We start from the raw sequence: 12,816 nt of genomic DNA, 5'->3' as shown, positions 1-12,816 counted from the left end.
CTACTTCAGGGCGGAGAAGTCGAGGTCGTACCGCTGATCCCGGGCGGCCTCGCGGAACGCGGCCAGCGTCTCGGGACTGCTGTCGACCCGCCAGTCCGTCTCCTTGTCCAGGTTGAACCAGATGAAGCCCACGATGTCGTCGCGCGTGGCGACGGTCTGAAGCAGTTCGGTGATCTGCTCGCTCTTGCGCGGGCTGGGCTGCGCGCCCGTCTCGGCCAGCAGGAAGGGGCGCTCGGTGAAGGTCCTGACCTGGCGGAAGGTGGGGTCGAACAGCTCCTTGAAGTCGCGTGCCCCGGTGAGCGCGTAGTAGCCGACCACGCCGATCCAGTCGACATAGCCGTCGCCGGGGTAGTACGGCTCCAGGGCGACGTCGGGCACGGGGTTGACGATATTCGGGCTCCACACCCAGATGACCGTGGAGACGCCCTCGTCCTGGAAGACATCGTGCACACGACGCCACGCCTCGACGAACTGCTCAGGGGTCGCCTCCTGTGCGCCCCAGGGGTACCAGAAGCCGTTCATCTCGTGGGCCAGGCTGATCGCCACGGGGATGTTGAGGGCGCGCAGCGTACGGGCGGTGCTGACGATGTACGCGTCCTGGCTGCCGTCGGCGATCTGCGCGAGCGTGGCCTTGTGCGGCTCCCAGGCGATGTACGGCAGCTGGCCGTTCTCCCACACCGCCCGGGTCTGGTCGGCCTGCAGCTCGTCGCCCCAGCCGAGGTAGTACTCCAGCATGGTCGGGGTGCGGCCGACCATCGAGGCGTACTGCTCGACCGGGCCCAGGTCCTTGGGGACGCCGTCGAAGGTCGCGCCGAAGTACTTGGCCTCGGGGTGCAGCAGCGGTGTGACGTCGTAGGGCTGCACCGCCGCGTAGGTCGTATCGCCGCCGGGCAGCGTCTGGGCCGGCTGGGCTCCGTCGCCGCCCGCGCCGATGGGCGCCGGGCCGTTGGCCACGCAGCCCGCCAGGCAGACGACCGCGGTGAGCACGCCCGCCAGAGCGCGCGCGAGGGGTGCGGCAGCCTGCACGCGGGGCTTCCCCCGGGTCTTCCCGCGGGCCTGAGCACGGGCCTTCACGCGGCAGCCTCCTTCGGCTGGATCAGCACCCGGGCCACCGCCACCGCGTAGAACAGACCCAGGGCCAGCATCAGCGCGAAGTCCTCCGGGTGCGCGCCGGTCATACGCCACAGCGCGAGGGCCGGCCACAGCACCGCCGTGGGGGCGCTCCACAGCCACATGCCTCCCCAGAAGCGACGGGTCTTGTTCTTCTTCGCGCCGCCGGAGCCGGTGGGCTGCCAGCCCATCGGGCGGCGGCGCAGGAGGTCCCAGATGGCGAAGACATGCGCCCAGCCGTACATCACGCGGGTCGCCCAGGCCTCCAGCCGGTAGGGGTTGCGGTGCCACAGCGGGTAGACCACGGTCAGGTACAGCACGCTGGGCAGGATCATCCAGTAGTTGGCGGCCTCCAGCTGGTCGGGATAGCGGACCAGCAGGGTCAGGGCGATCAGAGGAGCGGCGAAGGTGAGCAGGGCCGTCTCGATGTAGTAGACGAAGCCGGAGATGTAGCACAGGCGGCTGACGAAGCGCATACGCACCCGCCAGAAGTCACGCAGGCTGCCGAGCATGCTCATCGACGCCATGCACCAGCGGTACTGCTGGTTGTAGTAGGCCCCCACGGTGTCCGGGCAGATGCCGGTGGACAGCGCGAGCGGCACATAGCGCAGGTCCCAGCCGCGGGCGCGCAGATCGAAGCCGGTGTGCATGTCCTCGGAGTGCTCGATGAGGCTGGTGCCGCCGATCTCGTCCAGGGCGGAGCGCCGGTAGACGGCGCTGGAGCCGACGCAGATCGAGCCGTCGCTGCGCTGCCGGGACACCTGCACCGAGCGGTAGAACAGCTCCTGGACCGCGCCCGCCCCGCGTTCGATCCAGTTCTGCTGGTCCAGCACCCGGAAGAACTGCGGCGACTGGACGATGGCGCAGTGCGGGTCGTCGTCGAGGTACGGCATCAGCTCGTGCAGCAGGTCCGCGCGCGGGGCGAAGTCGGCGTCCAGGATGAGGATCGCCTCACCGGAGGAGCGCTCGAAGCCGTGGCGGAGGTTTCCGGCCTTCTTGAACCAGCCCCGGTTGGGCCGGACCAGATGGCGGAAGCCGAAGTCGGCGGCCATGGCGGCCGCCTCCGCGCTGTCCCCGTCGTCCAGCACCAGGACCGACACCTCGCCCGGATAGGCGTCGGCCAGAATCCGCACATGACGCCAGGTGTTGTGCAGCACCTCAAGGGGCTCGCCGCAGACCGGCAGGAAGACGTCGACGCTCGGGTAGCGGCGCGGCCGCCAGCCGCGCACCAGGCGGCGGTGCGCCTTGAGGTCGAAGCCGGGGGCAAACGCCTCAAGGCGCATGGATATGGCGAAACTGATGACGGCCAGCAGCAGAGAGGGCGCGAACACCCAGATCCACGCGCTGTTCCGCGCGGTCTCGAACTGGCTGATCAGCACGCAGGCGAAGCCGATGAAGGAGCTTGACGTCAGCACCCAGGTGTGGCGCTTGACGTAGCTGTACTTCTCCCGTTCGTCAGGCGGCGTGGGCAGCAGCCCTTCCGGCTGCCGCAGCTGCCCGGAGCGTGGTGCGCGCCGCCGCCCTCCGCTGCGTACATCGGCAGTACGGAGCGTCACAGCTCAGGGCCCCCTCGGTGACTTTGAGTGATTACACCGGGGGAATGCTATAGGACAGACATTTACTTCAGGAACACGAGTTCGTCACGGCTGGGGTCCAGACGGGGGCGGGGGCTCCGTGGGAGGCGGGTGGCGGAAGCACACCGCAAGCGCGGCGTGACGCCGGTTCAGAAATCGCCGGTTCAGAACTCCGGGCAGAGATGGGTGTGCGCGGCGTTCAGGATCTGCTCCGCCGTCGCGACGCCGTGGCCTCCGGGGTGGGCGGGGCTGGTGAAGCGCGTGTTCGTCATGTCGATCAGCGCCTCGCGGCCGCCGGGCACGTCCGTCGTGAGGGTCTGGCAGGTGCTTCTGCCGCGGCTGACGGCCTTGTCCTCCTTGCCGTGCACGATGTCCGGGTCGATCGCGTCGAGGGCGTCGAGGTAGGCCTGCCGCTCGGCGGGCGTGGGCGGGTCGGGGAAGATTCCGGTCGCGTCGGAGCCCGGGGCCTTGCCGACGGTCTCCACGGTGGTCGCCTCGGGGTCGGGGCTGCCGTCCGTCCCGGACTGGCTGCCGCAGCCGGTGAGGGCGAGGAGCGCGGCCGCGGTGATGACGGCCGCCGATGTGCAGTGGCGCATGGTCCCCCCAGGGGCGCTCGGGATGAGAGGGGGCCCATCATCGACCACGGGTGTGCCTGAAGTGAAGGAATGTTGCCAACCCTTCATCAGCGCGACCTGACTAAGTGGTTTCCGGCCGATTGAGGCTGGATCCTGCTGGTCCGAGCATCGTACGCACCATTGCTCCCTGTGAGAGGAAGCCAGATGCTCGCGCTGTCCTGGACCACGCCCGTCATCGTCCCCGGGGACCCCGCCACCGCACGTGACCGGCTGTGGAAGGCGATGCTGCGGAAGGCGGAGTTCCCGGTCGAGTACGTCCCGGCGATCACCGAGTGCGCCATCCTGGAGCGCTATGCCGACGGCGGCTTTCTGCGCCGGGCGTCCCGCGGGGAGCGCACGCTCGTGCAGCGGGTCTTCCCCGACGAGGCGGCCGGCCGGATCGCGTTCGTGCATGAGGACCACACCGACCTCGCGGAGATCTACGACCAGATCGGCGAGGACGAAAGCGGCGGCCTGACGCTGACGCTCGGGCTGCGGCTGACGCCGCGGGCGACCGAGCGTGCGCTCACGGAGAGCGGCTATCTCAGCACGCTGAACGCCGACTTCGACGCCACCCTGGCCGATATGACGGGGAAGCTGATCGAGGCCGCGGCGTCCTTCGAAACGCCAGCCGTCGCGGCCTGACCCGCGGTCGGGGCGTGAGCCGCGGCCGGGGCCGTACGCCGGTCAGATCCGCCCGCGGCCGCCCCGCCGCGCGGCATGGCGTTCCCGGCGGTCCGCCCGCGGCCGCCCCGCCGCGCCGCACTCCTCTGATCTGCCCGCAGCACGGGCTTCCTTGATTCACATCGGAGTAGGCATGACCATGCGAGACCTCCCCAGCAGAATCCGGAAGGGCCGCGCCGTCCGGCGCGGCTCGCTCGCCGCGGCCCTGGTTGCGGCCGTACTCTCCGCACTGCTCTGGCCGGTCGGCGAGACGGCTCAGGCCCGGAGCGAAAGCACCGCGCCCACCACGGTCTGCTTCGCGGCCTCCGGCATCCCGGGCGGCGAATGGACCATACGCGTCAGCGAGTTCGCCGCAGACTTCCTGTACCGCGAGACCCGCTCGTACTCCGGTCCCTGCGCCTCGTACGGCGCCCCGGCCGCCCTCGGCGACGGATCGCTGCGCACCTACGCCCAGCTGTCCGGCGACCGACCGCTGAGCGTGGGCATCGTCTTCCCGCGCTCCACGCTGGACAATCTGCCGACCGCCATGACCGAGGGCAAGCACTGCTACGACATGGACGACGACGGCACAATCGACGGGCACGCCGAGTGCGTCGGCGGCCATGAGCGGGCGCTGGATCTGCCGCCCGCCCTGGCGCAGCGCCCGGACAACCCGCTGACCTGGGCGCTCGTCAACTACAACCCCATGGGCCATGGGCCGGAGCACATCTACGACCGGGCGCACTTCGACTTCCACTTCTATATCCAGCCCAAGGCCGAGCGGGACGCGATCCGCACCGGGCCCTGCGGCCTGGCCATCCACTGCGACGACTACGCCACCGCCGTCAAGCCGGTGCCTCCGCAGTACCTGCCCGAGGGGTACCGCGACCACGGGGTCGCCGAGGCCGCGATGGGCAACCATCTGCTCGACGGGTCCTCTCCCGAGTGGCACGGCGAGGACTTCACCCACACCTTCATCTATGGCGCGTATGACGCGAAGATCAGCTTCCTGGAGCCGATGATCACCAAGGAGTTGTTCGACCGTCTGGCCTCCGGGGCGGTGGACAGCGGGTGCTTCCCGGTCAGGCAGCCGCGGCAGTGGCAGGTCGGCGGCTGGTATCCGCAGGACTACTGCATCCGCCACCGGGCCAACCGGGACGACTTCACGGTCTCCATGGAGAACTTCCGGCTCAGCCCCGCGGGCTGACACACCGGCCCCGGCCCCCCGGCCCCGGCGATGGCCCCCCAGCCCCAGCCCCCGGCCGTGCGCCGGGAACCACGCGCCGGGTACCGCCCGCCGTCTACGCCGACAGCTCGGCGACCACCTCGTCGCCTTCGGATTCGTCCGTGCGCCGGAAGCCGAGCGAGGTGTAGAGGCGGGCGGCGGCCGTGTTGTCCGGGTGGTACGAGAGCCGGATCGCCTCGCAGCCGTCCTGCTGGGCGAGCCAGGTGATGAGGGTGCGGACGGCGGCGCGGCCGAGGCCCTTGGCCTGCTCGGGGCCGTCGATGACCATCCCGCCGAGCCAGTACGAGCCGTCGTCGTCACGTGCCCACATGACATGGCCGACGACGGTGTCGTCGGCCTGGACCGCGAGCGAGTGCCAGACGCCCTCGCGCATCGACAGCAGCAGATAGCGGGCCGCCAGCGCGGCGACATGGTCCCGCTGGCCGTCCAGGGGCGCTATGTCCGCGACCGCGCGCCAGTTCTTGTCGTCTATCTCGTGCAGGGCGACATGCCGCCCCGTTCTGTCCAGAAGTCCGTAGTCGATCATGCCGAGAGAGTACGGGGTCGGGGTCGCGGCGGGAATGCGGCGCGGGCGGGCGGCGTTCCGGGTGCAAGAAGTTCATTCTTCAACTAAACTCGGGCGCACAAGGAGGTCACGTCCATGCCTGCAGTGACTGTTGAAAACCCGCTCACCCTGCCGCGCGTCGCCGCGCCCGCCGGAGCCGTGCCGCGGCCCGTGCTCGCCGTGACGACGGCGCCGACCGGATTCGAGGGCGAGGGCTTTCCCGTGCGGCGGGCCTTCGCGGGGATCGACTACCGGTACCTCGACCCGTTCATCATGATGGACCAGATGGGCGAGGTGGAGTACGCGCCGGGGGAGCCCAAGGGGACCCCCTGGCATCCGCACCGGGGCTTCGAGACCGTCACGTATCTGATCGACGGAACGTTTGTGCACCAGGACAGCAACGGCGGCGGCGGAACCATCCGGAACGGCGACACCCAGTGGATGACCGCGGGCTCCGGCCTGCTGCACATCGAGGCCCCGCCGGAGTCCCTCGTCATGTCCGGCGGCCTCTTCCACGGGCTCCAGCTGTGGGTGAACCTGCCCGCGAGCGACAAGATGATGAACCCCCGGTACCAGGACATCCGCGGCGGCCAGGTGCGGCTGCTGACCTCGCCCGACGGCGGGGCGCTGCTGCGGGTGATCGCGGGCGGGCTCGACGGGCATCAGGGTCCCGGCATCACTCACACCCCGATCACGATGGTCCATGCGACGCTGCGGGCGGGCGCGGAGGTCACCCTGCCCTGGCGGGAGGACTTCAACGGCCTTGCGTACATCCTGGCCGGCCGGGGCGCGGTCGGCACGGAGCGCAGGCCCGTCCACATGGGCCAGACCGCGGTCTTCGGCAACGGCGGCGCGCTGACGGTGCGGGCGGACGCGTCCCAGGACTCGCACACCCCCGACCTGGAGGTGATCCTCCTCGGCGGCCGCCCGATCCGCGAGCCGATGGCCCACTACGGCCCCTTCGTGATGAACAGCCGCGCCGAGCTCCAGCAGGCATTCGATGACTTCCAGGCGGGCAGGCTGGGCGCCATCCCCGCGGGCGACGCCTGAGGCCGCATTTTCGTTCGATGCGGCATGGGTGATAGCAATGGTCACGCCAATGTGTTCCAAGCAACCGGAACGTGCGTCGCAACGGGGGAGTTGACGATCCGTCTCTGGAAGATCTGGCATGCCGTCCTTGCGGCGGCTCCGCGTCCGCCCGGTCACCGGGCGGACGGCGGGCGGTCTTCAGCCTCCCCGCAGGCAGCAGACCGGCCGCTGGAGCCTGTACCCGCCTCAAGGAAATGGTCATGAGACCCAGACGACCCGCCCGCACCGCCGGGCTCGCCGCGCTTGCCGCGGCGCTGATCGCCGCGCCGCTGGCGGCGCCCGCCCATGCCGTGACCGGCACGCCCGACGCCGACAACACCCTGGCGTTCACCGTGCGCCTGGACATCGGCGACGGCGCACGCGCCTGTTCCGCCGCGCTCGTCGACCGGGAGTGGCTGCTCACCGCGGCCAGCTGCTTCGCCGACGACCCGGCCGCCAGCCCGGCCGTGTCCGCGGGCAAGCCGAAGCTGAAGACCGTCGCCACGATCGGCCGCGCCGATCTGTCGGGCACGGCCGGGGGCACCCGCACCGTGCTCCAGCTCGTCCCCCACCCGTCCCGGGACCTGGTACTCGGCCGGCTGTCCAGCCCGGTCAAGAACACCGCGCCCATCGCCCTGAGCAGCACCCCGCCCGTCGCCGGGGAGGAGCTGACGGTCGCGGGCTACGGCCGCACCAAGGACGAGTGGTCGCCGCTGCTGCGGCACAGCGGCGTCTTCACCGTGGACGCGGTGAACGCCGACACCATCGCCATCACAGGCCAGGACGGCGCGGCCGTCTGCATGGGCGACACCGGCGGCCCGGCCGTCCGCACCACCGGCGGAAAGACCGAGCTGGTCGCCGTCAACAGCCGCTCCTGGCAGGGCGGATGCTTCGGCTCCGACCCGGCCGAGACCCGCACCGGCGCGATCGACACCCGCGTCGACGATCTGCGCGACTGGGTGGCCGCCGCGGTCGGCGCGCCGCGCGTCGCCGACTTCAACTGCGACGGCGTCGAGGACATCGCCATCGGCGACCCCAAGGCCACGGTCGGCGGCGACAAGAACGCCGGCCTGATCCGGGTGATCTACGGCGGCGGCAAGGGCACGGCCGAACTCCACCAGGACCTCGACGCCGTCCCGGGCGGCGCGGAGGCCGAGGACTGGTACGGCGAGACCCTGGCGGTGTTCGACCACGACAACGACGGCTGCAGCGACCTCGCCGTGGGCATACCCGCCGAGGACATCGGCTCCAAGAAGGACGCCGGCGCCGTGCACGTCCTCTACGGCGACCCGGCCGGGCTCGCCAAGGGCCGCGCCTCCCTCGACCTGGTGCAGGGCAAGGGCTCCGGCGCGATCGGCGCGTCCGCGTCGGAGGCGGGCGACCGCTTCGGCCACTCCCTCGCCGCGGGCCACACCGCGGACTCGGAGCCGTATCTGCTGATCGGCGTCCCCGGCGAGGACCTGGGCTCCATCAAGGACGCGGGCAGCGCGATCTATCTGCGCGGCAGCGTCAACATCGCCGTCCACCAGGACAAGCCGGGCGTCGGCGGGGGCGCGGAGGCCGGTGACAAGTTCGGCGCGTCTGTGGCCGGCTCGCCGAACCATCTGGCGATCGGCGCGCCGGGCGAGGCCATCGGCAGCGTCGCCGACGCCGGTCTGGTCGCCGTCTTCAAGCACACGATCAGCTCGGCCGGCATCCCCTCGCATCTGAAGTCCGTGCACCAGGACACCGCCGGCATCAGCGGCGTGCCCGAGGCGGGCGACCGGTTCGGCGCGTCCCTGGACATGGCCGAGTACCGCCCGGCCGGGGCCGCGTCCGCGGCCGACTCGCTGATCGCCGTCGGCACCCCCGGCGAGGGCATCGTCAAGAACGGCAAGAACCGCAACAACGCCGGCTCCGTGACCGTGCTCCGCGCGGCCGCAGGCGGCGCGCTCAGCCAGCACATGGTCGCCCACCAGGATGTGGAGGGCGTCTCCGGCGGCTCCGAGACCGACGACAAGTTCGGCGACAAGGTCCTCCTGGTGAACACCGCCCCGCGCGAGGTGAGCACCAACTCCACCATGGCCCTGGCCGTCGGCATCCCGGGCGAGGACCTCGGCAGCGTGGTCAACGCCGGCGCGGTGCAGACCTTCGGCCTCTTCGGCCCCGTGGGCGAGACCGACTCCTGGGCAGAGGCGGGCAACGCCTCCGGCCTGCCCGGCGCACCGGGCGCGGGCCAGGTCGTCGGCCGCTATATGCAGGCCACCGGCACGCATCTGTATGTGGGCATGCCGTACAAGGCGTACCAGTACGGCGCGGTGCACGTCCTGCCGTGGGGCAATGTGACCGCCGGGCGTCTGGGCGACAAGGGCGCCGCGGTCACCTACCAGCCCGGCCAGGGCGGCCTGCCGGCCGCGGGCGTGGCCTTCGGACGGGCGATCGGCTGACGGCCGCCGCGGCCGCCGCGATCGCGCGGCGCTGACGGAGGTCCGTGGCCCGTACGGACGGCCCGGGGAGGAGCGCCCTCCCCGGGCCGTCCGGTTTTCCGGGCCGCAATCTCCAGGGCCGCGCTCCAGGGCCTGGCACTTCTCGGCCGCGCACTTCTCGTGACGGTCCGTATCACATAGAGATCAACTGTGGCACGGCAATGGCGTGTTATGTAGCGTGGCGGGCGCAATGCTGTCGGAGCGGCAATTCAACGGGGGAGTTACATGTCTTTTGACAGCGAATGGGCCGAGGCGAAAGCCGTCAGCATGCGGCTCAACCAGGCCCCGGCCATGGATCCCGGGGGCCCTGGCCCCCAGCCCGGGTCCGCCGACTACATCATTCACGATGATGAACTGGGCGACATCGGACATGCCGCTTTCGGTCTTTTCAACGGGCTGGAATCGGGCGGCAAACACGCCCGCACCGCGAGCCAGACGGCCGGCACAGCGCTGAAGGGCGACGGCTTCGAGACCGGATCAGCGCTCAGCGAGGTATCCGACACCTGGGACACACAGGTCAAAACACTGCTTCAGGCGTGTGCGCATATTTCCAACCATCTGGACCACACCAAAAAGTCCCGGAAAGAAGACGACGACTGGATCGAGACCCAACTGCGCATCATCGGGCCGGTCGCGCCCGGCGCCGACGCGTCGGTCTCCGCCTCGCAGATCAGCAAGTTCTTCTCGTAAGGAGCCGTCATGCCCACATTTGAACAGCTCCTCAACGCGAACCTCGGTCCCCTGGACACCGCGGTCACCCAGTGGTCCGAGATGGTCACCAAGCTCAAGGAGCTGAAGACCGAGGCCAAGGCCATGAAGGCCAAGTCCGACCGGGCCACCTGGAACGGCGAGAACGCCTCCGTCACCAAGGAGTTCGTCACCAAGACGGCCAAGGAATTCAGCGACGCCGTCACCGAGGCCGAGTCGATCCGCGACCTCCTCAAGGACGCCCACGGCAAGCTGAAGTCGGCCAAGGACGACCTCAGGACGGCGTACGAGAACCCGCCCAAGGGCATCATGATCTACCCCAACGGCGTCCTCAGCCACACCGTCCACCCGGACCGCCGCGGCACGGGCAACACCCAGGAGCCCGCCACTCAGGAGGAGTTCGACGCCTACCGCAGCAGGCTGGAGGCCATCCTCAAGCGCGCCGCGGAGGCCGACGACCTCTGCGCATGGGGGCTGCGCGCCCTGGTCAAGTACCACCCCAACGACTTCGGCAGTACCGACCTCAACAACCTCGACGACGCCAGGCGCAAGCGCGAGGAGGAAAAGCGGCAGGCGGAGACCGGCCGTGAGGCCGCGAAGCTGTACGCGCGCTGGGAACACCTCGACGACGGTGAGCGGGAGCGGCTGCTGAGGCTGGTCGAGGGCGGCAAGAACGCGCCCGCGTTCGCAGCCGAGCTGCTGCAGAACCTCAAGTACCGTGGCCGAGAGGATCAGGAAGCGTTTCTCCTGCTCGCTGGAGGGATGGAGAGCGGGGTCCGCTACGGTCATGCCTCCGAAGCGGACAGCCGGCTCTACCGAGCGCTGTCGGCGAGCCTCGCCACCGCCATGGGGCCCGAGTCCCCCATCGGCGGGCCGAACGCTCCATGGGCCAATCAGCTCCTCGACCTGGCCCGAAACGGAAACGGTCTGCCTAACCGGCACCCGGCGCAGCTCGTGGGAGGACTGGAGGGTCTCGGCACGCTCACCACCCTGATGGCGGCCGACGTCGGGGACCCCGTAGCGGACCCGAAGAAGCCCGAGGACCACGCATGGGACAAGGACAAGGGCGACCCGCGCTTCGATGCCGCTTTCCTCACCGCCGTAGGCGACACCATCCGCGAGTGGGAGACGAGCACTGACGATCCGTACCGGGGCTATGACAAGAACTGGAAGGGCACTCAGGTGGACCCGATGGGCGGCCTGATGAACGCGATGAGCGTTAACCCGTCGGCCGCCACCGCCTACTTCGATCCGCACACCAGCGACAATCTCGACTACTTCCTCAAGGAACGCGACTGGCCGGGCAGCAGTGTCGAGGACAAGATGCCCGAGGAGACGATCCAGGCCTCGGCGCGCCGGGAGTTCGGCCACGCACTGGAGGCCGCGGCCACCGGCCGCGCGCCGGGCACGCCCTTCACCGAGGTCCCGGCGCGCCACGACGGCGCTCAGTCAGCGATCTTCGAGAAGACGATCCAGCACTACGGCCATGAGACGCGGGGCGAGCAGGGGAACATGCCGGCAGCCTTGCGCAAGTCGATGGGCTACATGATCGGCGACTACTCCGGCGACGTCCATGAAATCCTCGGCAAGAACCTCAACGCGCCGACCACATACAACGACCTCGACTTGGAGCGCGGGGATCTGGTCCGGGTCCTTCGAGCCGCATCAGAAGACGGCGAGGCGTTCGCGACGGTCCATCGGACCCAGGCGGCACTGATCGCGGACGGTATGAAGGATTACCCGGCCGACTCCTTCCGGAACGAGGACCCGGAGCTGCGGGCTTGGGTCAAGCAGGGCGCGTCCGTGCTCGGCCATCTCGACGGTGTGCGAGCCGACGTCCTCTATGACCTGGGCCAGGCCGAGAAGGACCGCAACGGCTGGGACAAGATGATGCGATACCACGTCATCGGTACCCCGTTCACGCTGATTCCCGGCGTAGGCGACGGGATTCAGCGCATGGTGGACGTGGGAACCGCCGAGTACTTGAACGGTGCGAACGCCGAGGTCGACAAGGCGACTCGGGAGAACCTGGTCGACCACTTCGACAACGGGCAGCGAGAGATGGACAGCCTGCTGGAGCAGTTCGCTCTGCGTGCAGGGCTGGACGAGAAGGAGCTGGACGCGAGCCCAGGCGAGTTCGAGGACCACCTCCAGCAGATCGCGGAGGAGTCGTATATGGACGGCCTCAAGGACTCGGACCTGAAGATGGGCGAGCGGTAGAGATGGACAAGAAGTATCTGGTTCTGCCCTGCGTGCTTGTCGTCGCGGCGGCGGTGATGGCCACGATCACCCTGTGGCCCAATGAGAAGAAGGAGCTACGGGAGAAGAACCTCTGTGTGGGGGCGCTCACCAAGGAGACGGCCGGTCTGCTCAGCGACGGCAAGGGCGGTCGGCTCATCGTCGAGGAAGACCCGCCCGTCAAGTCGGTCTCCGAACCCGTCTTCACCAGCTGTGACGTCTACCGGGCGAACTCCGACGGAGAGACCATGCGGCTGCAGTACACCATTGGCTTCGGACAAAGCCCGGAGCCAATGGAAGCCCCGAGCAGTGACGCCGCGTCCATCGGGGGCGGACGGACGGGCTGGGTGACGGTGAGGCATGGCGGGATTCAGCTGCCCGAGTCGTGTTCGGAGCCGATGGGGGCCGCAGTCGGGTCACGGTTCGTCAATGTGTCACTACAGGTCTTCCCGGCCGTGAACGTCCACGAGGACTGGAGCGAGAAGTCGGTCATCCCCAAGATCCGCGCCATCCTCACGGAGAGCGCCGACAACCTCGCCCAGCAGTACGACTGCGCCTGAGCGTCACCCTCGCGGGTCTCACCGCG

11 protein-coding genes are annotated in these 12,816 nt (G+C 69.6%); 7 read left to right on the top strand and 4 right to left on the bottom strand.

The genetic code is table 11. The annotated features are described in order from the left end of the window. The 3 genes from OF819_RS03050 to OF819_RS03040 all read right to left on the bottom strand — a co-directional run bounded on the left by OF819_RS03050 (position 1) and on the right by OF819_RS03040 (position 3,280). Positions 1–1,074, bottom strand: a complete 1,074-nt coding sequence (locus OF819_RS03050; RefSeq protein WP_267241715.1) for a glycoside hydrolase family 26 protein — start codon at positions 1,072–1,074, stop codon at positions 1–3. Next, complete coding sequence (locus OF819_RS03045) at positions 1,071–2,666, bottom strand: glycosyltransferase family 2 protein (RefSeq protein WP_416370461.1); 1,596 nt, start codon at positions 2,664–2,666, stop codon at positions 1,071–1,073. Before OF819_RS03045 ends, OF819_RS03050 begins: the two co-directional genes overlap by 4 nt. 182 nt (positions 2,667–2,848) lie before the next feature. Further along, positions 2,849–3,280: a DUF732 domain-containing protein gene (locus tag OF819_RS03040; protein WP_267241714.1), complete on the bottom strand. Its 432-nt coding sequence runs from the start codon at positions 3,278–3,280 to the stop codon at positions 2,849–2,851. Between the two features lie 168 nt (positions 3,281–3,448). Between OF819_RS03040 and OF819_RS03035 the strand changes: the two genes are divergently transcribed. After that, positions 3,449–3,943: an AtaL-like protein gene (locus OF819_RS03035; protein WP_267241713.1), complete on the top strand. Its 495-nt coding sequence runs from the start codon at positions 3,449–3,451 to the stop codon at positions 3,941–3,943. A gap of 172 nt (positions 3,944–4,115) precedes the next feature. Next, positions 4,116–5,168 carry a hypothetical protein gene (locus tag OF819_RS03030; RefSeq protein WP_267241712.1) on the top strand — a complete coding sequence of 351 codons (1,053 nt, stop codon included), beginning with the start codon at positions 4,116–4,118 and terminating at the stop codon, positions 5,166–5,168. 94 nt (positions 5,169–5,262) lie between these two features. On the opposite strand, the gene OF819_RS03025 is transcribed toward OF819_RS03030, so the two are convergent. Further along, entirely contained in the window at positions 5,263–5,733 is a 471-nt protein-coding gene (locus tag OF819_RS03025) for a GNAT family N-acetyltransferase (RefSeq protein WP_267241711.1), read from the bottom strand. 114 nt (positions 5,734–5,847) lie between these two features. Between OF819_RS03025 and OF819_RS03020 the strand changes: the two genes are divergently transcribed. The 5 genes from OF819_RS03020 to OF819_RS03000 all read left to right on the top strand — a co-directional run bounded on the left by OF819_RS03020 (position 5,848) and on the right by OF819_RS03000 (position 12,790). Beyond that, entirely contained in the window at positions 5,848–6,801 is a 954-nt protein-coding gene (locus tag OF819_RS03020; protein WP_267241710.1) for a pirin family protein, read from the top strand. A 239-nt stretch (positions 6,802–7,040) separates the two neighbouring features. Beyond that, complete coding sequence (locus OF819_RS03015; protein ID WP_267241709.1) at positions 7,041–9,245, top strand: S1 family peptidase; 2,205 nt, start codon at positions 7,041–7,043, stop codon at positions 9,243–9,245. A 264-nt stretch (positions 9,246–9,509) separates the two neighbouring features. Continuing rightward, a complete protein-coding gene (locus OF819_RS03010) occupies positions 9,510–9,974 on the top strand; it encodes a hypothetical protein (protein ID WP_267241708.1) in 465 nt (154 codons plus the stop codon). Positions 9,975–9,983: 9 nt separating this feature from the next. Further along, complete coding sequence (locus OF819_RS03005; RefSeq protein WP_267241707.1) at positions 9,984–12,212, top strand: DUF6571 family protein; 2,229 nt, start codon at positions 9,984–9,986, stop codon at positions 12,210–12,212. Between the two features lie 2 nt (positions 12,213–12,214). Further along, positions 12,215–12,790: a hypothetical protein gene (locus tag OF819_RS03000; protein WP_267241706.1), complete on the top strand. Its 576-nt coding sequence runs from the start codon at positions 12,215–12,217 to the stop codon at positions 12,788–12,790. Positions 12,791–12,816: the final 26 nt, after the last annotated feature.

Source organism: Streptomyces sp. PR69, assembly GCF_026420845.1.
Taxonomy (GTDB): Bacteria; Actinomycetota; Actinomycetes; order Streptomycetales; family Streptomycetaceae; genus Streptomyces.
This window is presented reverse-complemented; position numbering and strand designations above follow the sequence as displayed.

Bases quoted from the DNA above. Each gene is read 5' to 3' on its own strand.
- OF819_RS03005 (WP_267241707.1), top strand. From the start codon at position 9,984: ATGCCCACATTTGAACAGCTCCTCAACGCGAACCTCGGTCCCCTGGAC.
- OF819_RS03015 (WP_267241709.1), top strand. From the start codon at position 7,041: ATGAGACCCAGACGACCCGCCCGCACCGCCGGGCTCGCCGCGCTTGCC.
- OF819_RS03030 (WP_267241712.1), top strand. From the start codon at position 4,116: ATGACCATGCGAGACCTCCCCAGCAGAATCCGGAAGGGCCGCGCCGTC.
- OF819_RS03025 (WP_267241711.1), bottom strand. From the start codon at position 5,733: ATGATCGACTACGGACTTCTGGACAGAACGGGGCGGCATGTCGCCCTG.
- OF819_RS03000 (WP_267241706.1), top strand. From the start codon at position 12,215: ATGGACAAGAAGTATCTGGTTCTGCCCTGCGTGCTTGTCGTCGCGGCG.
- OF819_RS03040 (WP_267241714.1), bottom strand. From the start codon at position 3,280: ATGCGCCACTGCACATCGGCGGCCGTCATCACCGCGGCCGCGCTCCTC.
- OF819_RS03020 (WP_267241710.1), top strand. From the start codon at position 5,848: ATGCCTGCAGTGACTGTTGAAAACCCGCTCACCCTGCCGCGCGTCGCC.
- OF819_RS03010 (WP_267241708.1), top strand. From the start codon at position 9,510: ATGTCTTTTGACAGCGAATGGGCCGAGGCGAAAGCCGTCAGCATGCGG.